This window comes from Cryobacterium flavum (assembly GCF_900103805.1).
Lineage (GTDB): Bacteria > Actinomycetota > Actinomycetes > Actinomycetales > Microbacteriaceae > Cryobacterium > Cryobacterium flavum.
Genome location: NZ_FNIB01000022.1, coordinates 1 through 19,324 on the forward strand (window position 1 = coordinate 1; position 19,324 = coordinate 19,324).

Consider the following 19,324-nt stretch of genomic DNA (forward strand, 5'->3'; position numbering starts at 1 on the left):
GACCCGGGCCCGAAAGACCGGTTCAGCGAGCGGGTGGCCCGCATCCCGCGCAGCAACATGCCGGGCGACAGTGTGGTGCGAACACCCCGTCAGCTCCGCAGCAGCGCGAAAAGATCGTGTCAGATCATACGCAGCGAGAATTTCCATAACTTCTACGTCTACCTTCATAAATGGGCCTCTTCCTGAACTGGCTTGATGCGTCTAGATACCGCAATCAAACCCCAGGGAGAGGCTCCCGCCGGTTAACCGGTCGGGCTCAGAAAAGGAAGTGGGCAGATCTCATGGCCACCAACGGGCAGATCTCCTGGCCGTCAGCGGGCAATTCCGTGGCCGCCTACGGGCAGCTTCTCATGTCCGCCGACAGGCGCTAAACGAAGTCATATATATGTATGACGGCGAATCACAGCTCAATCCACGCCTGGCGACCCGATCCGGAACACGAGCAGGCCAACAAGCAATCCTCGACAAGTACTGCGTTCCGTATGGGAACCCCCTACGAGACGGCAAGGCTGACAGCGCCTCAACCCGCGCGTCGGACGATGATTCCGGAGCTGCTTCGGTGGATGCGATCTCGATCCGGAATTGTTTTTTGTCCTCCCAGCCTTGCCTTCTGGCCTGCTCTCGGTACGCGTGGTGCGACCGTTACGTAGTTGTCTCGTCTCGGGAGCGCGCGGCTTCGGTAAATTCCACCGACGGCACAACCCCGTCCTGTTCAGCACAAAAGTGCTCATCGCCGGCCGTCGAGACACCGCAGCATCCAAATAGAGCCAGGTTTGGTTATCACCGCACGAGGAATGCGGCAACGCGGTTGTTGAACCAGTCGGGGCGTTGCAACGGGATTCCGTGTCCGCAATCATCGACTATTTCCAAAACGCTCTCGGGCAGAGCCGCGTGAATCGCGGCTGCGGAGTCACGCATCAATGCGCGCTCGCGTCGCCCAGCCATCACGAGTGCCTGACCCCGGAAGTTCGACCATGATTTCGGCACCTGAAAACGCATGTTGTTTCCGACAGCAGCCAACAGCGTAGCTTTAGAAATTCGCGCGCTGGTCTCTAAATATTCGTCCATAAGCTCCGGGGGCACAAACAATTCTCGAGCCTGGAGCCGGGCGAACCGGTGATTTCGTGCCAAGGGTGCTGCGACGCCCAGAACGCGAAGAGTCACTTTAGTGAAGGTCATCGTTTGTGCCTGTGCGCTGACGATCATCGCACGATCAACGAGACCTGGGTACCTGGCTGCTAGCTCGATGGAGAGTTGGGCGCCCAAGGAGAACCCGATTACTGCTACGGGAGCGGACCTGTTGCGCTTCAGCACATGGCTGAGAGCAGCCACCGTTTCGACATGTGAACGGTACGGTTCCCCGGCACTCTGGCCGTGCCCAGGAAGATCCGGCACGAGCACCCGGTACCTCGATTCCAGGCTCCGGCGCAGAGAGGTCCACATCCACCCCGCGACCCCGCCGCCGTGTAAAAGAAGGACCGGCGGACCGTCGACAGGGCCGAACCTATTCACCTGCACCAGCGCAAGCCTCTCACCAGGGCCGTCTGAGGAAGGCACCGGGGCCGGGCATTCCCATCATGGATTGCTTTCCCGCTTCATCTCCGGCACTGCAGCATTGTCGTCTCGAAGCGTTGCTAGCAGGGCTGCTGGCGTTTCGGGATCGTCGAGACTGATCGCGAACTGCTTCTCTCTTTTTGTCGTCACAATCAGCCCAGGCCCCTTCCTCAAAATGACAGCGGATCGTCCGGGCATGATTCGATACCCCCACCCGCCCCACTCAGCGGGTCGAAGTTCGGCGGCCTCGACGACATCAATGGCGTCCAAGCGGATGCGTTTCAACGGAATCCGAAAAATGGCCGAGACCACCCGCAGACCCCGCCAATCTGCAGTCACGCGCAACCGAACGAACGAGGCAACTAAAACAATGGCGACAGCCATCACGACTATGCCAACGATTTGGTCCAAAGCCCGCCCGGCGATGACCGCTGGCCCATAGATGACGGACCCGAGAATGATCAGTCCAATCGCCACCCAAAGAAACATGTTTCCCGTGATCGTTTGGGACCAAGCACCAACGGCACTGGGCGCGAAGTCGATTCGCTTCTCGACATCCGTCGCCTTCAGCCGGGGCCGTGGTGCGATTAGGAATGGGATGATCCCATAGCCAGCGGCGACGAAAGACACGATGACCCATGCCCCGAGGACAACTTCATACGGGTCGCCGACCTGCATCGTCAGCCCAGCGGAGAGCAACCATGTGGCGGCACCCATCCCGCCGAACACGCCGAGGAAGAAATAGGCACCTCGCCTGGCCCGCGCGCTGATTCCGGGCCAGACACTTATCGTGACTCCGGCGACGGCTGGCACGCCCGTCATCCCCAGGTTCAGGGCGAGCAGCGCTCCCACAGACATCGCGTCATCAGCCGGCCCTGCACCCGACCAATGCGAGGCGAGCTCAGCGGGAAGGCTATCTCGCCAGACCCACCACGAGATGATCACCACCAACACCGGTACACACAACGAGGCCGCGGCCAGAACCCTCCGAACTATCTCGGCACTCACTCTCTTGTTACTCATCTAATTCCACCCCTCTGGATCAATCGCACAATATCTGACTGGGTCAACCCGAGCTTTCGCGCCTCGTGCATCAACTGAGCTGCCAGCTCGGTCACGTGAATAAGCCCGGCGCCAGCGTCCTTGCGCACGAACGCCCCCCGCCCTTGACGCATCTCAATCACTTCGTCGTTTCGCAGCTCCGCATACGCACGCAACACCGTGTGCATGTTCACACGCAAAGACTTCGCCAGATCACGTGCTGGAGGAAGCCGTTCACCCGGTTTCAGGTCACCGCTCACCACCCCGGAACGCACCTGCACAGCAATCTGCTCCGCCAGCGATACCGACGAAGACGCATCCACCACGAACAACATGTTTGCAACGATACTAGAACAATCGAGTGTGATGAAATCTGACGACCCGAGCGCCCATGCATCCAATTGCCAACCTTCTACGAGACAACGCATCCGCCCCGGCGTCGCAGAGTGAGACTTGACGACGCTCCTGCCCGCTGATCAGATTGGCGGTCGGGAGATCAATGATCGAAAGCCACAAACCTACTCATCGGAGTAATTCCACCGAACCGAGTCGTTGGACTACGCAGGAATACAACCCTCCAGTCTCGACCAACGTGTATCACGGTCCACCGCCGGGCTCTCGTCCGTCTGGCTGTCATCACTGTGGCAGTGGCCGGTTGCTGGCTGCTCTATCCAGCAGGGATTGTCGGGAGCGCCGCATCAGCCGGCTTCAGTCTCACCGCCTTAATGGCTGGATTGCTATGGGCGTGGACGCACGGCGTACGCGGCATCCAACATCCCGCGGATCATGCCGCCGAGGATGAATGTACTTGTAAAGATTGGAGAAGCCACGACACCCCGAAAATTCTCTTTTCAAATAAACACCAACAGTCAACGGCTCCACCCAGTCTTGCTGGATGACAGCGTCCCAGTCCCGCAAGCGGAACGCTATTCGGGCAATCTTCGGCTGGCGCTGGTGCCGATTCTTGTCTGGAAGAATTGGAAGATGACTGTGACCCTTCAGCGAATCCTCATTAGCGAGTTCCCGTCGTGGTTGGACCACAGCTGCACCGAATACGTCGCTGATTTGGTTACCCAGGGTGGATCGCACGAGGAAGCTCAACGCATAGCGGCCGAGAGCATGGCTCGTTCGTTCCCGGATGGTGCTCCGAGCCCTGGCAATGAGGTCTTTCACGTCATGTACGAGGCGGGTGCGGCAGTGGGATATCTGTGGATCGGACAGGATGTCAGCGCCGATCCAGGGGCGTGGTGGGTCTGGGACATTGTCATCAACGCTGACCAGCGTGGTCAGGGTTTCGGGAGAGCGGCCATGCTCCTCGGGGAGGAATACGCGCGCTCACACGGTGCGCATTCTCTCGGCCTTAGCGTCTTCGGTTTCAACACCGGCGCCCGGGGGCTCTACAACTCGCTTGGGTACGAAACAACTTCGGTGAAGATGCTCAAGAAGTTCATCTGAGCCTTCCGAAAGAGACAGGAAGGCCGCATGAGTCCAACTGCCACCTTTGTACTGGTCACCCTCGGCGTGATGGCAATGTCCTTCGCCATTGCTGGTTGGCGCCCCGAGGCCCGAGACGGACGCCCGTATACCGAACCCTCAGCGGTATCGGGTATCTCACGCGCCATCGGTGAGGATGGCCCAGCGTTCCGTTTCCACCGTCGGATTCGCGTGGGCCGGCGAACACTTCCTTTCAGCGTCTTTCTGGCGTGCGATTCCCTGCAGAACCTGGTCGACCAAGGTCTCGATCGTGGGCCTGTCCAGAGGACCGTGTCCGAACAATAACCGCAGGTACACGGGTCCGTACAGGCCGTCGAGCACGACTTCGAGGTCGAGATCAGCACGCAGTTCGCCACGCTCAGTGGCGCGGAAGAGGACCTCGCGCCCCACTGTCCGCCGCGGCTCAAGCCACCCCGACCTGAAGGCCGCCGCTAGCTGCGTGTCGTGCTGGGCCTCGCCCAACAGCGCGATAGCCATCTGCCCCAGATTGGTTTGTCCGAGCACGTGTGCGAGAGCGGACACCTGTGCGACAAGGTCCTCCCGCAGGGTCCCACTGTCAGGAAAAGCAATGTCAGCTTCGACCCCAGACAGGAACGCTTCGAGAAGTATCGCTCCCTTGCCCGCCCACCATCGGTAGATTGTGGCTTTGCTCGCGCCAGCCCGGTCCGCGATCGCGTCGATGGTCATGCGTGAGTATCCAGATTTTTCGAATAGCTCGATCGCCGCCCTCAAAACCGCTTCGTGTGTGCTTGATGAACGCCGAGAGGGAGGGATCGGCTTTTCGCGGTGTTGATCGGTCACAGGGCGAGTGTAACGAAACGAAACGATTCGTGTAGGCTGCCAACCGAAACGCTTCGTTTCGCTAGAATCGAAAGGGCAACCATGTCTCAGATCGCCGTATTGATCACGCACAGGACCAAGCCTGGTCAACGCGATGCCGTTCGTGCCATCTGGCACCGGCACATGGCCCCGGCCGTCCAGGCCAACGACGGCCACGACGCCTATTTTTACTGCGTCGACCCCGCCGTCCCGGACGTCGTGTGCGCCTTCCAGGTGTATCGCGATGCGGCCGCCTCCGCCGCTTTCCTGACCACCGCCGCCTATCGCGACTACGAGCACGAGGTCACCCCCTTGCTCCTGGGCCCCCCTGACGTCAAGCAGCTTGTCCCCGTTTGGTCCAAGGCGTCACCAAGCATCTAACGGCGAGATAGTTCGCTCGACGAGCTGCCCGTAAGCCGAACGCCTTCTGGGACAGGCGTCGTACATGCGGTGGAGGCAGCGTATTAGTTTCCTCAGGGCTCCGAATCCCGCACGTTTGGCTCGCGGGAAGGTGGAAATTTGTTGCGCACGAAACCGCGAGCCCGAGCTGATCGATGGCTGGTCGCTGTTCCGGCCTTTCGTATTCTCAGCGATCGATGCGTCGAAGAGATCGAGCAAGCTGCCTATTGGTCGGAAGGCACGTCATCGGTGTCGCGATGCCAACGACCGGTCTCGTCAACTCGGAGTCCGTACCCGTCGAGCACCTGCTTGATCATGTAGAGATTGTTGCCTTCACGGTATGACGAGAGAAGCTCTTCGCTTCGGCCGGTTATGTAGATCGCCAGTAGGCGTACGATCATTTGATTGACCTCGCTTACGACGTAGGACTCGTCGTGGTCAGGGAATTCGCCCCGGTCAAAGTGTTTGACATCGTTGTAGTTGTTGGCAATAGCTCGCGACAGCCCGACGCGGTCGCGAATGCGCTCGGGCCACAGCACTGCCAGCGCGTCTAGGCATCTATAGACGTACGTCGCAGTCGTGGGTCTCGAGATGCGCCCTCGGCTCCACGTCACTCGTTCGCCGGCACATTCACCAAGGATGCCGCCGGCCGCTTCCATGCTCATCGAAGTTGAAATGACGACATCCTCGATGAACCTCCCAGGTCGACCCAACACGCTCACGCTAGGGAGAATGAAACGCTCCCAGGTCTCGTATTTTTCCGACCATGTCGCGAGTCCCTCGGCCCCGATCTGGGCCATGTGCGCGATCGGATGTCCTAGATCCTTCTTGGACGGAACTTCGGTGCGCCGCTCCTGGTAGGTGTGCCGACTGATGATCTCGGTTAGCGGATGCGCGTGGATACGCCCGTCCATCATCCGCGAGGCAAAAAGGTCATCGCGCAGCTTATGCTCGCGGAACGACAGTGGTCGCCCGAAGAGGAAGACCATCAGGTTCGCGACCTTGCGCTGTTCCACAAAGTGTCCCCAGAAGGGCGTCGGTCCCGAGCCGAAGGTGCTCTCGATATGCACGTTGTCGTCTACGATCGTCTTCCGGCCATACCCATCCTGATCGGGCGAGTAATACCACCCCGCCCGAATGGTCATCGTTGCGTCGCCCTGCTGCCAGGTAATGCCGTCGTCTCGATGAAGCAGCAGCGTCACAGACTGGATGAGGCCCTCCTCATCAGTCTCCCTGTCGCTGCTGACGGCTGACAAACGCGACCATTCATTCAACCCATCCAACCGACTTTGCATCTCGCTCATGACCAGCGGGTCAGCCAACGCGCCGTCGCGGTCACCGAGGACGGTAAGGGCGGGGCGCAGCGATCCTATTGATGCACGCCTCCCGCCCCAGTTTTCGGAGTGCCCGCTCCATGCAATGTCGAAAAGTGAAATGGTGCCTTCCGACGTCAAGAAGAGCATGTTGGTCGGCGGGGCCTGATCGGTGAACCACGCTTGGACGTGACCAAACTGCGCAACGCTCCGATTCGACAGAAAGGGCACGTCGACCGTCACGCCCTTGTCGAGCGTCAGTTGAAATGCCGCCCCGACGTAGGGCGTGTCCGCGTCACCGTCGATCAGCAGTCCGCTGAGGCTGTCACCAAATTCAAGACGTCGCATTCCCATGAGTTAATTGTCTCGTATGGGGCTGACACCGGGATCGTCGCTATTGAGATGCGCGCTGACCCCGGCCGGTGAAATTGCTCGCAGGGGGTGCCATGTTTTGGGGCATGCCTGCCGTGTCTTGGACAGCCGACTAGCGGCTGCGTCACGGACGCCCGAAAGGGGAACCCCCTGCGGGACGCTACGTGTCCCAAGCGTGTTGGACTCGTGTGGGCGCCTGAGTCGTCGCGGCCGCCGGTTCTGAGACGAATCCGTCATTCCCGACATCATTTGGAAAGAACGTAAATGAGGGGGACGCAGTGAACGTCAAATGCAAGTTGCGACAGTGATGGAAATTCGGCCAGCTCATCAACGGACCTGGAGCTCAGCGACCAGTGCGTTGATGGCGACCGCAGGGAATTCGCGACGATTTTCCGGCGGCACAGTCGGATCGTCTACGCGGTGGCCGTCACCGTCCTGCGGAATCCAGCCGACGCCGAGGAGGTCGTATGCGCGTCCGGGGCTCTGCGGGGAGCCTCACTAACAGTAGAAAGCGCGGGCCGTTTCGGGCGACACGATCCTGCTCACGACTCCTCCGGGTTGCATGAGGGCAGCGCCTCCATAGGCGTTGTCCTCTCCCCACGGCGAGGCGTCGGCTACCTTGTCGTAGACGAAGGGCCCAGAGTTGTCGGCGTTGTCGTCGAATGCCTGCTCTGCGGGAAGTGCATCAAAGAAGGCTTGGGCGTTGTCGCCGACACCGAAGTCTCCACTGCTCTGCAGCGCGATGCCATTGAAGCTGGGGTCGCCGAAGGTGACCACGAAACCGGCCGGCTCCCAGACGTCGAGCACGAGTGCGGTGCCGCCCCAGGAATAGCGGGCCGTGACGTTATTGCACGCCTCGATCTCGCTCTCGAGGAACTGCTCGGGCGCTGTCCCGAGTGCGGCCGTGAGAAAGGCGACGGAGGCTTCCGTGCCGTCGGCGAAGTTAACAGTCGAGACCGGCTGCTCGGTGGCCGTCTCGCTCATCAGTTGTGAACCGCTCATGACGATGGTCGACACGACCGGTGCAGGAAGTGGCGTAGCTGGAGTTGATGTCACGGCGGGAAGCGTTTGGGTTGCGCTCGCTTCCGGGGCTTCGGGCTTCGAGGAAGCGCACCCAGACACCATTAGGCCGACCGCAGCGGCCAAGACAAGTATCCGCAGGCCACGCAGCGACTGGTTAATACGTCTGGGATTACTGAGAATCATTGAGCCCCCGCTCGTTGGGGAGATCACGACGTGAAGCTCCCTGTTTTTTCCCGAGTCTAGTCAAGTCGCGCCCATGTGTTGTCACGTCCAGAATGACCGATTTTATCGAGGGCCAGCGACGTCGGCGTGTCACCGGGTCGACACGCGCCGTAGACGGTGCCGGCTGTCGAGCTGGTCGAGACACGACAGCGATTGGATCGAGCTTGTCGAAATCAGAGGACCGCGACCAGAGAGCACGTCGTCTTTGCCACCCGCCGAGGGATTGATTTCAACAACAGCGTCCGCAGGCCGGACGCCCAACGCGACACTTGAGTGTGTCGTTTGCGGAACACCTAACGGGAAGACTGCTCTACTGCCGGGCGACGCCTTTTCAGAGTCAACCTCGACGACCGAAGTTATGTCGATCGAGTAGGTCGGCGGAAGCTCGATATTGACTGGGTCGACCAATAGGTATTGCGTATTAGGCCGGCTACCGGCCACTACGTCACATTCCATTATTTTCGTCGATGACGTTGCATTTGTGGTCGTTCGTGACATGTCTAAGGTGAGGGCAGCACCAATCATCACCATGAAAGGCAGGCGACCATCGATTCTCACGAGAGGTTTGTCGCGATGTATGAAGAGAGCTATTCAGACCTACTTCGATATGTCCGCCGCCGAGGGCACCCCTCTGTCGTTGAGGATGTGGTCGCTGAGACTTTCGCGATCGCGTGGAAGAAACGCCGCACGCTGCCCTCGGAGCCACGAGGATGGCTATTTCTCACCGCATCGAATGTCCTCAAGATCGCCCATCGCGGGCAGGCCCGACAACTGGGCATAGCTATTCGTTCTTATGAGCCAGATGTTGGCCCTGATCTTGATAGTGATCTCGACCTCATCGCCGCCTGGCGTGCCTTATCTCATATCGATCAAGAGGTCCTCGCCCTCCACTTCTGGGAGGGGCTCTCCGACAGGGAAGGCGCTCAGGTCCTTCGATGCACCCGCAGCGCATACGCCATGCGTTTGACACGGGCCAAACACCGTCTCGCAAACTCGGTCCGCGACCGAGGGCTTAGCGTGACCGCAGTGACCGCGTGCTTACGAGTTAAGGAAGTTGCGTCATGAAGAATATCGATACGATTACCCGCCTAGCTGCTCTCAACCCCGAGCCGGCAAGTCATTTCAGCGACCATGATCGCCAAGTGAAAGCGCAACTCCTTGAGAATCTTGTTTCCGCGCCGGAGGCTCCTCATCGACAATCCTCAATCGGTCGAGCACGGCTGGTAGTAGCGGGAGGCCTGTGCGGGTTGCTGATCGCGGGCCTAGCGGCGAGTGTCGCCCTTGACTCGCCAGTACCGTCAACAACACTGGCGATTGGAACCCAACCACTCTCCGCTGCCGACTTAGCTGGATGGACGGCGATACCCGTTCCGAGTTCACCGAATTCCCCAGTCGAACAAAACTGTTCGGAAACTCTGTCACAAAATTCGCGATCGCCCGGTCCCGTTGAAATCCTAAGCTCAGACCTGAGGGGAGTCGTCGGTTCAGTAGTCGTGGCCAAGGGCGACGACGTCGCCTGGTGCGTAGGAACCGACAACATCCCCACGTACATACTTCTAGAGTCCGCCGGCTATGAACCCACCTTGCCGCAGGCGGACAGCATCACCTTCGGTCCAGGCGGAGCACGTCTCCCTCCACACGGTTATGGGTTTGCCCTGGGCCGAGTAGGAGCGAACGTAGAAAGCGTGGTCATGCACGAGGACGGACAAGACGTCACCGCAACGATCAGCAACGGCTATTGGTCAGCATGGTGGCCGAGCGAAACTGACGCAACCGTCATCGATGGCTCGTTCACCATCAAAACAAAGTCCGGTGACACCAGCACCTCGCGCGCGGAAGACCTGCTGGGCTACCCTTCCGACTGACAGACGACATGATGCTCGGCTACATAAACAGATCCGGCCACGGGTCCGCCTGCAAGGAACCCCGTGCGGGATGATCGGGTTCAGGTCCTCGCCGAGGTTTTGATTATAGGAAGCTATCTTCCTATAGTGGGACGTATGGCACGCAGACGACCCGGCACACTCTTTCCGATCGAGGTTGACATCCTCGAGAGCGGGCTCGCGCTCCAAGCGAGCGAGGGCAGCTTTTATGGCTTCGCTTTGGCAAAGCATCTCTCCTCCCGCGATGGTTCCGCGCTCACGTCGCACGGCACTCTCTACAAGGCGCTGTCTCGGATGGCTGAATCCGGCATCCTCGATGCCAGCTGGGAAGATCCGGCCAGCGCCGAATCCGAAGGTCGGCCCCGTCGCCGGCTTTACATGGTCACGGCGGAAGGTTCACGTGCCCTCGTCAAAGCCCAGGCGGAAACGCCCCGCACCGAGGCAAGCGTGCCCCGCATCGCACAGGCAGGGGTGACTTTCGCATGAGCGTCTTGACGTCCACGTCCTATCATCATGCCGTTTCCCGTGTCTCTCGCTGGTGCTCGTGGTATACCCGCGACGTTGATGTCGAGGTCGCTGCCACGCGGCGGGACGAACTTGCCTCGGACTTCTATGAGCACGCGATCTGGGCCGATGAATCAGGAACTACGCCACGCGCGGCGGCTCGCGAGATTCTCGGACGCGCGGTGAGGGGCGCTCCGGCCGACCTCACCTGGCGTCACGCACAGCGTAGAAAAGTCGCCTTGGCCGACCCGACCCGCTTTCGCCGACTTCGGATCGAGGAAGCCGTATCGTCGCTGGTATTGGTCGCGGCCTCCGCGGTATTGGGCTGGGGACTGTTTGTTCTCACCCGGATTGTACTCAGCACGATCGGGGAGCAGATTCGACCTGGCTCCGCGACCGCCGTGACAATCGCGTCGTTCACTGCTCTCGCTGCCTGTGGGCTTGTGTTGTTACTTCGCCGGCGGACTCGTGTCGGGGGCGCTCTCATCATGGTACTTCCGAGTTTTGGACTCGTTCACTTTGGGCTCTACCAGCTCTACTCCCTCAGCACAACGGTGGGAGCCCTGACCTTCACGATGCCCGGGTGGGAGCTTGCTAGCAACAGCCTCATCGTCGGGCTCGGCATGTTCTTCACTGCGGCAGCGATCTGGTGGTGGCCGGAACACCGGACCACCCCTGCAGATACCAGCACCCGACTCAAAACAATTGGAGAGATGACTCGATGAAAAAGAAACTTGCACTCGGCATCGGTGTGGTCGGCGCCGGGCTCCTCACCCTCTCGCTGACGGTCTTCGGAATGGGCGCGGCAGCAACGCTCAACCCCGCAGACGCGGACGAGTCCGCCACCCGCGCGGCAGAAAGCCTCCCCACCGCGGCAGTCGTCCCCGCCGACGCGATTACCCCCGCCCCAACCGAGACCCCAACGACGTCGGAAACATCGGACGCAGACTCCATCGAACCTACCGACATCGTCGATCCGCTGTTATCCGACGCCTTCACTGCGATGACCCCCGATGAACAAGCCAACGGGCGCGAGTGGATTGAAACTCAAACGATCACGGCGGCCTGCATGAAAGACAAGGGATACTCGTACACCTTTGAACCATTCTGGGAAAGGGAAGGAGACAGTGCCGTACGTCCAGTGATGTGGGTGAACACGCTTCCCGCCTCGGAGCGGGCAAACGCCCGACTGGCCCTCGACGGTGACACCGGAGCCGGCGCCGACTATCACTGGGACGACGCTGGATGCTGGGGCTACGCCGTCCACAACATGGGCAACGACAACAAGCACTGACGAGTCGCCGACTTGCGCGGCTCGGCTACCACTGGGGCCGCCGCATCGACCCGTCGGTGACAGGCAAACCGTGCCACCCGTCGAAGCTCAAGAGAACTTGACTCTCGGAAGGAAATCATGACCGACAGCGCAACACCCATCCCACCGATCCGTCCCGAAACAATCGATGCCCCCACCACCCGATCGGTCGACATCACACCATTCGTGACAGAAATGCTGACACAACTTGGGCAGCGCGACGGGTCATCACGGACGACGTAGTCACGATGCCCCCACGGGATGCCTACAAGGAGGTCATGATCGGTCGTGATGGTGAGAGAACGTTCGGTCATGGACCGGGCGCAATGGACGGGGACTTTTGGCGGACACGAGCAGGCGAAGCAAACGGATGGTCGGGATCGCACGGCATGGTCGATTAAAGCGATCGAATCCGTATGCCACCGCCCTCAAACTGGTGGCGGCCATGCTGACCGTTGCCGTAGTCAGCACGTCAGCGGTCGCTGCCGTTGCGGTGTGGAGTTTCAGCAAGACGGTCGATGACAACGCCATCGACATCACCGGTGGCGACCCGGCGGCGCCCGTGCCGCAGCTCGAAAGCTACGAAAATGGCTTCAACATCCTCATGGTCGGCGTCGACAACGACGCGACCCAAAACGCGGCCTACGGTGAACGCCACGGCACCCGCAACGATGTGAACATTCTCGTGCACGTGTCCGCCGACCACAGTAACGCGGTCGTCGTGAGCATCCCACGTGACCTCATCGTGCCGCACCCCACCTGCATGGATGCCGAGAGTGGGGCCGAGTTTTCGGCGATGGCCGCCCGGCCCGTCAATGAGGCCATGTCTCGTGGCGGGTTGCTCTGCGTGGTCAAGACCGTGTCCGAGTTGACGGGGCTGACCATTCCGTATGCCGGACTCATCTCGTTCGACGGGGTCGTGCCGATGAGCGACGCCGTTGGCGGAGTGCCTATCTGCCTGACTGCGGCCATCGACGACGACTCTGCAGGCCTGCATCTGCCCGCGGGCCCGAGCATCGTCGCCGGGGACACCGCACTGGCGTTTCTGCGCAGCCGCCACGGCGTCGGCGACCAAAGTGACCTGGCACGAATTTCCTCCCAGCAGATCTATATGGCCTCACTCATGCGCACCGTGCAGGGCAACGGAACACTCACGAACATCCCAACCCTGATCAACCTCGCCAACGCGGCGGCATCCAACATTCAACTATCAACGTCCCTTGCCGATATCGACACGATGGTGTCGATGGCATTGGCGCTCAAAGACATCGATCTGGACCGAATGCTGTTTGTGCAATATCCCGGCACGACGGGAGATCCCAACTACCCGGGCAAGGTCGTTCCAACAGAAGCCGTCGCTGCGGAGATGTTCACCAAACTCGCTGCCGGTCAGCCCTTCACTCTCCCGGGAACGACGTCCACTCCGGCACTGACAACGGATGCGCCGATATCTATGGAAACGTCAACGCCACCGCCTTCGCGCGAAACCGCACTCCCCACCCCAGCACCGACCGTTGAGGCCATGAACGGGCTCACTGGCCAAACGGCGCAGGACGAATCGTGCGCCGAGGCCAGCACCGGGTGACGGCGGTCGGCAACACGGGGCGATAAGTACTATGAATCAGGAACTCGGTGTTTGAAGCACGCCACGGACGCTGATTCTCGACCTGGCGTTCCCCACGGGAACCCGGAACGGGACAGCGACCTCATCCGGACACACAACGGACATCCACCTCGTGGCAACGATCTCTCGTCTCGGCGGATTGGTAGTGACTCAACTCTTCGCCGTTATCGCGCGTCGGCTGTTCCGAATCCGGTTCGTTGTGCCCGGTCGTGCACCTTCTCCAGCTCCTCGAACACGGTTATCTGAAGCCCGGCGGAAGCACCGAGTCGGGAATTGAGCGATCGCCACGGCGTCTCGCGTGGTTCACCAATAATGGTCGCCCCGGCCGCAGCCAGTCTTTTGGTGACGCCGCGGCCGTCGGTTACCTCGAATGCGAGTCGAACGCCGGATCCTTGACGTTTCCCGGTCTCGACCTGGTCAATCATTCGCTTCTGCGCTGGGTTCGAGATTTCCAGGGTCGCCCGACCGGCATCCAGAATTGAGACGCGCGCATCACCCTCTCCCTCGAACGCGATTTCTTCGGGCAGTCCCAGAGCGTCGCGGTAGAAGGCGATGGCAGCGTCGAAGTCCTCCGCTTCCACAATGACGCGAAGCTGGAGGACGTGGTCAGAACCATTCGTGTGTGTAGTCATGATCGCTAGACTAAAACCTGACATCAATGTAAGGGCAAGCGGCTAGTGAGAATTGGTGAATTGGCCCGAGTAACCGGCGCAAGCCCGCGATCACTCCGATACTACGAAGAGCAGCACCTACTTTCGTCGAACCGTTCGACCAGCGGTCAACGGCTCTATACAGATGCGGCGCGAGAGCGCGTTCTTCTCATTCAACGTCTCTATCAAGCCGGCCTGTGTAGCTCCACAATCGCAGAACTTCTTCCCTGCATCACGGACCCTGCGGCACGAACACCGCTACTGCGCGATCGACTCATTAGCGAACGGGCACGAATCTCGGCACAAGTCGATTCCCTGGGCGAGACGCTGGTCTCTCTGGACGCCGTCGTGGGCGCACTGGGAACTGGCGACTCTTCCGACTAATTCCCTCACCGTGCCTGTAAGGGGAACCCCTTACGGGCGCGGAACCCGTCGGAAAAGGTACCCGCCACTGGACGAGATTAATTCGCCCTCCGAATCGAACTTGTGACTTGCCCATCAGATGCTTCGAACGTCCACGCATTGCCACCCCCGACGATCCTGATGCTGGCAGGGTCGTGGAGCGTTGTGACAACCGCCGTGTTCTCGTCAATGGCAACGACCCGATCAGCGAGACCATTGACGACTACGGAGAGTGCCCGACCGAGGGTTCCGGCCTGGGCTGCGTGAACGTCGACCGTGAATGGGACCACGCCGAGGCCAGCCTTCAGCGTTATCTCCGCGAGCCCTTCCGCCCATTCTTCGGTGCAGACTTCTGTTCCATTCATCGTGTACCCCCCAATCAAGGCCACCTTCGGTGCGATCATCGCGCCCGCCGAAAACCCGATGTAGGACGCTCCTTGTACGATCGCACTCGCGATCGCGTCGATCGATGTCTGGAGAGCATTCAAATAGGCGGGTGTCGGGCCGCCTGCGACAAGGATCGCATCGACGTCATCGAAGCTGGCCGATTCCACCTGTCTGTCACGGCAGACCAACACTGGTCGGATTTCGCACGGCATGCGGCTTTCGAGCGGTGCTGTGTAGGCCGGTAGAAAGTGCGTCGCGCTTCCTCCCTCGTCAAAGATAACGACGACGATTTTCGGAACCCGGTGTCTCGTCGCTCCTCGCTCAAGTACCTCGTCAACAAACTGGTCAAATATCTCGGAGGAAGTAGCGGTGTCCGGGCCGCCTCCGACAAGGAAGATACTCATGGCTGCCAACTTATCGGTGGCGACAGATGCTGGGACGCAAACGAGGAACGCGCGACCGCTTGCTTGTCGTAGGTGAGGAATTCGACCGGAGCCAGCGACCTGAATCGGCTTGGTCACTGCCCGTAAGCCGAACCCCCTGCGGGACGCAATAGCCGTCAGACAGTAGCGGGCTGTTCCATCCTGCGTATGACGGTAAGTTCGGGGTCGCTCGGGCTTCGGCCAAGGAGGTCGCCGAGGTCAGTGGTCGTGCGGGACAGAATCCCGTGTGCCACGCTTGAGTAGATCGATAGGAGCATTGCTGGCTGGAAGGGCAGCAGGCCGCTCTCGTCCAGGGCAGCGCGGTGACTGCCGAGAGAAGCTGGCTGGTAGACGAGACCGGCCACCCTGGCGATCTGGTCGGCCGTGATGGCGCGCGCCCCAACCAACTCATACACACGATTGATGTGGCGGTCCGGTTCGGATGCCACGTTAGCCGCTGCCTCCGCCAAGTCAGCGCGGGTCACCACAGCTACGGCACCAAAACCAAATGGTGCCGTGATCACGCCCTCGCTGGGCGCGAGCAGCGATCCGAAGAGCTCAGCGTAGAGCCCATTGCGCAGAATCGTCCAGCGCAGCGTGCTGCCTTGTATGCGGCGCTCGGTCCAGCGATGAGCGACGGAGAAGCCCAGGTGATCTCCGTCCGTGGCAACGCTGGTGTAGATCAGGTGCTCCACGCCATCGCGTTCCGCGGCCGCCACGACATTCTCATGCCGCGCAATCACCACGTCATCCTCGGCATAACCAGCGGAGACCATCACGACCGTAGCGAAACCGGTGAAATCCAGAGAAACGGGTTCATCGAAATCAATGTGCCGTTGAGCGCTTCCGGCAACCGGTCGCCGTGTGCCCGCAACCACTGGGCGGCCGGCATCGACTAGCCGTTCGACAATGGCGTGGCCGAGCTGTCCGGATGCTCCGGTAACCAAAATCATATGTGCGTCCCCTCGGTGGTTCTAATCAGTAACTAGACTCATTTTCGGTAACTTCCCCGCCCTGCACAAGGAGGCACTTTCGTGTCAGACAGTCACATTCAGGTAACCGCCTCCCTTGATCCCTGTGGCCTCGATGAGCATCCGGACTGCGGAATCCGTGACGTACTGACCCGGGTAGGTGACAAATGGTCCGTGCTCGTCATCGTTGAACTCGCCTCGGGCGTTCGCCGGTTCCGCGAACTGCAACGCGGCATTGACGGAATATCCCAGCGAATGCTGACCCTCACCGTACGCAGACTGGAACGCGACGGCCTCGTCACCCGAACCGTGTACCCCACAGTCCCCGCCCAAGTCACGTACGAGCTGACGGCCCTGGGCAGCAGCCTGACCCACCTCGTCAAACAACTCGCCGACTGGTCACTCGACCACCGCGAAACCATTGGACGTTCCCGAGCCCACTACGACGCCCAACACCCCGACAACGAGATCCACTAAACACGCGCCGCCCGCGAGAGGAACCCCCTACGGGACGGCTGGCGATCGAGACGTCCTCCGGGTGTCCGTACCCGTGGGAGTGTTGAGGGGCACACTCAGGAACGCGCCGAGGCAACTTCCGTTGCAGCGATCACCGCATTGAGGAAGCCCGGGAAACGGGCATCGACCTCTCGGACGCGGAGCACTGTCCAGCGTTGCGTTCCGCGGTCTTCTTGACGGATCAGTCCCGCCTCGCGAAGTACTTTGAAGTGGTGGCTCAGCGTCGACGGTGCAACATTTACAGGGAATGTTCCGCAGGCGCGCCCATCGGGTTCGGCGTGGAGCGTGCGGACAATCGACAGCCGTGTCTCGTCGGAGAGGGCGTGCAAGACCGCGGTCACGAGAACTGTTTCGAGCGTCGGATGATGAAGTGCCGGTCGCGGATTGTGTCCCACACTTACTCCTTTCGAGTATTCACGAATGAATGCTAGCATCCGAGGTATTATTCGACATATTTCGAAAGAAGGCGAAACGTGATCACCTCAACGATGCGCGCTCTCACATTCCACGGCCCCGCAACGGACACTTCCCAAACTGATGTCGCCGTGGTCGTGAGGCCGGCACCCGGCCCCGGCGAGGTCTTGATCCGTGTCACCCACGCCGGTATCAACTTCAAAGACGTGATGATGCGACGGGGCGATCACGCCTACTCGTCCGTCTGGCCCGTCATTCCCGGCCTTGAAGTCGCCGGCGTCATCGAACAGGTCGGCGACAGAGTGGATAGTCTCGAAATCGGTAAACGAGTAGTTGCCCTGACCAACACGGGCGGACTCGCTGAGTACGTTGTAGCCAATGCAGTGCTGACGGCGGGCATCCCGGACGGAGTAGCCTCCGAGGTCGCGGCCGTGGTGCCTGGGGTCTGGGCTACGGCGTGGCTGCTAGTGAATGAAGCCGCCCGTGTCCGCGACGGCGACACGCTCCTCGTCCACAGCGCGTCGGGCGCCGTCGGTACCGCCATCGCAGCACTTGCGGAAGCAATCCCCGATACCACCCTCATCGGCGTTGTCGGAGCCGCAAGCCGCCTCGAAGACGCGAAGAGCGCGGGCTATCAGCACGCCTTCGTCCGCGACGACCATCTCGTCGACGCGGTCCTCACCCAGCTGGGCGGCACCGGCGTTGATATCGTGTTCGATCCTCAAGGCACCGCGTGGCTCGACGCCGACCTACGCATGCTCGCTCCCCATGGCCGCGTCGTGCTCTTCGGCAACGCTTCCGGCGCCCCTCTTGACCCGATACCCACCGAGAGGCTCTCAGCCAGCAACGCCGCCGTCGGCGGCTTCAGTATCGCCGCCCTGTCTGCCGCGGCACCGAAACTCGTCCAGCGCGCCATGAATGCCGTGCTCCACCGGATCGCCGAAGGCTCCCTCACCCCCGAATCGACCAGCGCTGAGGGACTCGATCAGGCCGCCGCGCTCCAGCAACAACTCGCGAATGGCAGCGCAAAAACGAAACACGTAATAAGAATCACGCCAGAACTCAGATGACGTGGGCGGCCGGCAGCAATCACCGCCACTGCGCCCGGTAGCGGAACCGCCTACGCATCAGATGTGAGCTGATCCAGACGCTCGAGGAATGTGTGCAGGACGCGCCGAAATGCTGCCGGTTGCTCGACCCAGGGGTAGTGCCCACACTCTTCGATCGTCACGGAATGCCCTGCGGGGAACATTCGAGCGAGGGCTTTGACAGGTTCAAAGCCGACAAGGCAGTCTTGCGCACCCGCAATGACGAGTACGGGAGCCGTCATCTCGAGAAGCCATGCGGCGATGTCGTGTGGTGGGTCGACGCTGAAGTATGCCGTCGCGGCGGCTCGGCTCCAGCGCCCGATCTGTGCGTGTGCTCGTCCGGTTTCATGCCAGGTCGCGTAACCCGCGGCTGCCGAGTCGCGCTGCCAAGCGGTGAAATCGTCTTCAGTCGATGTGGCCGGGCCGGCTCTCAGCGCCAATATTGCTCGGTCAAAATCTGGATCACCGCGGCGTCGGTCGATGAGAGTCGGGACATCCGTCGGCTCATCAACTAAGTACCCTGCGGGTGGGGTGATCAGCACCAAAGCCGCAATGTTGCGTGGGAATTGTGCAGCGTAGGCAATGGCCAAGCGGGTTCCAGCCGAGTGCGCGATCAGGGCGAGCCTGTTGAGGCCCAAGTGAATGCGCAGCTGCTCCACATCGACCGCTTGACTCCACCACGACCCCCGTTGTGGATCACTCGGTGCTTCGGTCAGGCCGACACCTCGTAAGTGCGGCACGATCAGGCGGTGCTCCTCGCCCAGCCCCGCCAGATCGCCCAGGTAGCTGGGGTGTCGGGCCGCGCCACCGGCCAGGAGAACGACCGGAATCCCTTCGCCGGTTCCGGGAATGTCCTCATAATAAAGAACCGAACCATCGGAGCTGTCATAGCGTGGCATGACTCGACGCTACAG

General features: G+C 60.8%; 22 protein-coding genes and 1 pseudogene. 11 read left to right on the top strand and 12 right to left on the bottom strand.

What is annotated here, in order from left to right; all coding sequences use genetic code 11:
- The 4 genes and pseudogenes from BLS91_RS20850 to BLS91_RS18445 form a co-directional block, all read right to left on the bottom strand.
- Positions 1-168 (bottom strand): annotated as a pseudogene (locus BLS91_RS20850) (IS21 family transposase); the annotation flags it as partial.
- Positions 169-780: 612 nt separating this feature from the next.
- Entirely contained in the window at positions 781-1,557 is a 777-nt protein-coding gene (locus tag BLS91_RS18435) for an alpha/beta fold hydrolase (RefSeq protein ID WP_338061610.1), read from the bottom strand.
- An 18-nt stretch (positions 1,558-1,575) separates the two neighbouring features.
- Entirely contained in the window at positions 1,576-2,412 is an 837-nt protein-coding gene (locus BLS91_RS18440; RefSeq protein WP_134505196.1) for a hypothetical protein, read from the bottom strand.
- Between the two features lie 161 nt (positions 2,413-2,573).
- Positions 2,574-2,996 carry a GntR family transcriptional regulator gene (locus BLS91_RS18445; protein ID WP_244288024.1) on the bottom strand — a complete coding sequence of 141 codons (423 nt, stop codon included), beginning with the start codon at positions 2,994-2,996 and terminating at the stop codon, positions 2,574-2,576.
- Between the two features lie 583 nt (positions 2,997-3,579).
- Between BLS91_RS18445 and BLS91_RS18450 the strand changes: the two genes are divergently transcribed.
- A complete protein-coding gene (locus BLS91_RS18450; RefSeq protein WP_092342451.1) occupies positions 3,580-4,050 on the top strand; it encodes a GNAT family N-acetyltransferase in 471 nt (156 codons plus the stop codon).
- Positions 4,051-4,206: 156 nt separating this feature from the next.
- On the opposite strand, the gene BLS91_RS18455 is transcribed toward BLS91_RS18450, so the two are convergent.
- Complete coding sequence (locus tag BLS91_RS18455) at positions 4,207-5,085, bottom strand: TetR/AcrR family transcriptional regulator (RefSeq protein ID WP_338061611.1); 879 nt, start codon at positions 5,083-5,085, stop codon at positions 4,207-4,209.
- On the opposite strand from BLS91_RS18455, the gene BLS91_RS18460 reads away from it, so the two are divergent.
- Complete coding sequence (locus BLS91_RS18460) at positions 4,972-5,289, top strand: putative quinol monooxygenase (protein ID WP_092342403.1); 318 nt, start codon at positions 4,972-4,974, stop codon at positions 5,287-5,289. The two genes, BLS91_RS18455 and BLS91_RS18460, sit on opposite strands and share 114 nt — an antisense overlap.
- 242 nt (positions 5,290-5,531) lie before the next feature.
- Here the strand turns inward: BLS91_RS18460 and BLS91_RS18465 are convergent, their stop codons facing one another.
- Positions 5,532-6,974 (bottom strand): ApeA N-terminal domain 1-containing protein, encoded by a 1,443-nt coding sequence (locus BLS91_RS18465; protein WP_092342405.1) that lies wholly within the window; start codon positions 6,972-6,974, stop codon positions 5,532-5,534.
- 516 nt (positions 6,975-7,490) lie between these two features.
- Complete coding sequence (locus BLS91_RS18470) at positions 7,491-8,048, bottom strand: hypothetical protein (protein WP_134505195.1); 558 nt, start codon at positions 8,046-8,048, stop codon at positions 7,491-7,493.
- Between the two features lie 762 nt (positions 8,049-8,810).
- On the opposite strand from BLS91_RS18470, the gene BLS91_RS21235 reads away from it, so the two are divergent.
- The 6 genes from BLS91_RS21235 to BLS91_RS18495 all read left to right on the top strand — a co-directional run bounded on the left by BLS91_RS21235 (position 8,811) and on the right by BLS91_RS18495 (position 13,521).
- Complete coding sequence (locus tag BLS91_RS21235) at positions 8,811-9,302, top strand: RNA polymerase sigma factor (protein WP_092342409.1); 492 nt, start codon at positions 8,811-8,813, stop codon at positions 9,300-9,302.
- On the top strand, positions 9,299-10,102 hold the full coding sequence (locus tag BLS91_RS19800) for a hypothetical protein (RefSeq protein ID WP_134505194.1): 804 nt from the start codon (positions 9,299-9,301) through the stop codon (positions 10,100-10,102). Before BLS91_RS21235 ends, BLS91_RS19800 begins: the two co-directional genes overlap by 4 nt.
- Before the next feature lie 135 nt (positions 10,103-10,237).
- Positions 10,238-10,606 (top strand): PadR family transcriptional regulator, encoded by a 369-nt coding sequence (locus BLS91_RS18480; protein WP_092342411.1) that lies wholly within the window; start codon positions 10,238-10,240, stop codon positions 10,604-10,606.
- Positions 10,603-11,349: a hypothetical protein gene (locus BLS91_RS18485; protein WP_092342413.1), complete on the top strand. Its 747-nt coding sequence runs from the start codon at positions 10,603-10,605 to the stop codon at positions 11,347-11,349. The genes BLS91_RS18480 and BLS91_RS18485 overlap by 4 nt, the downstream gene beginning before the upstream one ends.
- Entirely contained in the window at positions 11,346-11,918 is a 573-nt protein-coding gene (locus BLS91_RS18490) for a hypothetical protein (protein ID WP_092342415.1), read from the top strand. The genes BLS91_RS18485 and BLS91_RS18490 overlap by 4 nt, the downstream gene beginning before the upstream one ends.
- Before the next feature lie 463 nt (positions 11,919-12,381).
- Positions 12,382-13,521: an LCP family protein gene (locus tag BLS91_RS18495; protein WP_241983043.1), complete on the top strand. Its 1,140-nt coding sequence runs from the start codon at positions 12,382-12,384 to the stop codon at positions 13,519-13,521.
- Positions 13,522-13,724: 203 nt separating this feature from the next.
- On the opposite strand, the gene BLS91_RS18500 is transcribed toward BLS91_RS18495, so the two are convergent.
- Entirely contained in the window at positions 13,725-14,192 is a 468-nt protein-coding gene (locus BLS91_RS18500) for a VOC family protein (RefSeq protein WP_092342419.1), read from the bottom strand.
- Between the two features lie 45 nt (positions 14,193-14,237).
- Here BLS91_RS18500 and BLS91_RS18505 point away from each other — a divergent pair, with 45 nt between their 5' ends.
- Positions 14,238-14,594, top strand: coding sequence for a MerR family transcriptional regulator (locus BLS91_RS18505; RefSeq protein WP_092342421.1), 357 nt, complete (start codon positions 14,238-14,240; stop codon positions 14,592-14,594).
- 77 nt (positions 14,595-14,671) lie between these two features.
- Here the strand turns inward: BLS91_RS18505 and BLS91_RS18510 are convergent, their stop codons facing one another.
- Entirely contained in the window at positions 14,672-15,403 is a 732-nt protein-coding gene (locus tag BLS91_RS18510; protein ID WP_092342423.1) for a Type 1 glutamine amidotransferase-like domain-containing protein, read from the bottom strand.
- 155 nt (positions 15,404-15,558) lie between these two features.
- Positions 15,559-16,374 (bottom strand): NAD(P)H-binding protein, encoded by an 816-nt coding sequence (locus tag BLS91_RS18515; RefSeq protein ID WP_092342425.1) that lies wholly within the window; start codon positions 16,372-16,374, stop codon positions 15,559-15,561.
- Between the two features lie 81 nt (positions 16,375-16,455).
- Here BLS91_RS18515 and BLS91_RS18520 point away from each other — a divergent pair, with 81 nt between their 5' ends.
- The gene (locus BLS91_RS18520; protein ID WP_092342427.1) at positions 16,456-16,869 is read left to right on the top strand and encodes a winged helix-turn-helix transcriptional regulator; all 414 of its coding nucleotides are present in this window, start codon (positions 16,456-16,458) and stop codon (positions 16,867-16,869) included.
- Positions 16,870-16,964: 95 nt separating this feature from the next.
- Here the strand turns inward: BLS91_RS18520 and BLS91_RS18525 are convergent, their stop codons facing one another.
- Positions 16,965-17,303 carry an ArsR/SmtB family transcription factor gene (locus BLS91_RS18525; protein ID WP_241983042.1) on the bottom strand — a complete coding sequence of 113 codons (339 nt, stop codon included), beginning with the start codon at positions 17,301-17,303 and terminating at the stop codon, positions 16,965-16,967.
- Between the two features lie 78 nt (positions 17,304-17,381).
- Here BLS91_RS18525 and BLS91_RS18530 point away from each other — a divergent pair, with 78 nt between their 5' ends.
- Complete coding sequence (locus tag BLS91_RS18530; protein ID WP_092342431.1) at positions 17,382-18,392, top strand: quinone oxidoreductase family protein; 1,011 nt, start codon at positions 17,382-17,384, stop codon at positions 18,390-18,392.
- A gap of 50 nt (positions 18,393-18,442) precedes the next feature.
- Here BLS91_RS18530 and BLS91_RS18535 read toward each other — a convergent pair whose 3' ends face one another.
- On the bottom strand, positions 18,443-19,309 hold the full coding sequence (locus tag BLS91_RS18535) for an alpha/beta fold hydrolase (protein ID WP_092342433.1): 867 nt from the start codon (positions 19,307-19,309) through the stop codon (positions 18,443-18,445).
- Between the last annotated feature and the right edge of the window lie 15 nt (positions 19,310-19,324).

Coding starts and splice junctions, on each gene's coding strand:
- BLS91_RS18440 (WP_134505196.1), bottom strand. CDS start 2,412: ATGTCTGTGGGAGCGCTGCTCGCCCTGAACCTGGGGATGACGGGCGTG.
- BLS91_RS18450 (WP_092342451.1), top strand. CDS start 3,580: ATGACTGTGACCCTTCAGCGAATCCTCATTAGCGAGTTCCCGTCGTGG.
- BLS91_RS18460 (WP_092342403.1), top strand. CDS start 4,972: ATGTCTCAGATCGCCGTATTGATCACGCACAGGACCAAGCCTGGTCAA.
- BLS91_RS18465 (WP_092342405.1), bottom strand. CDS start 6,974: ATGGGAATGCGACGTCTTGAATTTGGTGACAGCCTCAGCGGACTGCTG.
- BLS91_RS21235 (WP_092342409.1), top strand. CDS start 8,811: ATGTATGAAGAGAGCTATTCAGACCTACTTCGATATGTCCGCCGCCGA.
- BLS91_RS19800 (WP_134505194.1), top strand. CDS start 9,299: ATGAAGAATATCGATACGATTACCCGCCTAGCTGCTCTCAACCCCGAG.
- BLS91_RS18480 (WP_092342411.1), top strand. CDS start 10,238: ATGGCACGCAGACGACCCGGCACACTCTTTCCGATCGAGGTTGACATC.
- BLS91_RS18485 (WP_092342413.1), top strand. CDS start 10,603: ATGAGCGTCTTGACGTCCACGTCCTATCATCATGCCGTTTCCCGTGTC.
- BLS91_RS18490 (WP_092342415.1), top strand. CDS start 11,346: ATGAAAAAGAAACTTGCACTCGGCATCGGTGTGGTCGGCGCCGGGCTC.
- BLS91_RS18495 (WP_241983043.1), top strand. CDS start 12,382: ATGCTGACCGTTGCCGTAGTCAGCACGTCAGCGGTCGCTGCCGTTGCG.
- BLS91_RS18500 (WP_092342419.1), bottom strand. CDS start 14,192: ATGACTACACACACGAATGGTTCTGACCACGTCCTCCAGCTTCGCGTC.
- BLS91_RS18510 (WP_092342423.1), bottom strand. CDS start 15,403: ATGAGTATCTTCCTTGTCGGAGGCGGCCCGGACACCGCTACTTCCTCC.
- BLS91_RS18515 (WP_092342425.1), bottom strand. CDS start 16,374: ATGATTTTGGTTACCGGAGCATCCGGACAGCTCGGCCACGCCATTGTC.
- BLS91_RS18535 (WP_092342433.1), bottom strand. CDS start 19,309: ATGCCACGCTATGACAGCTCCGATGGTTCGGTTCTTTATTATGAGGAC.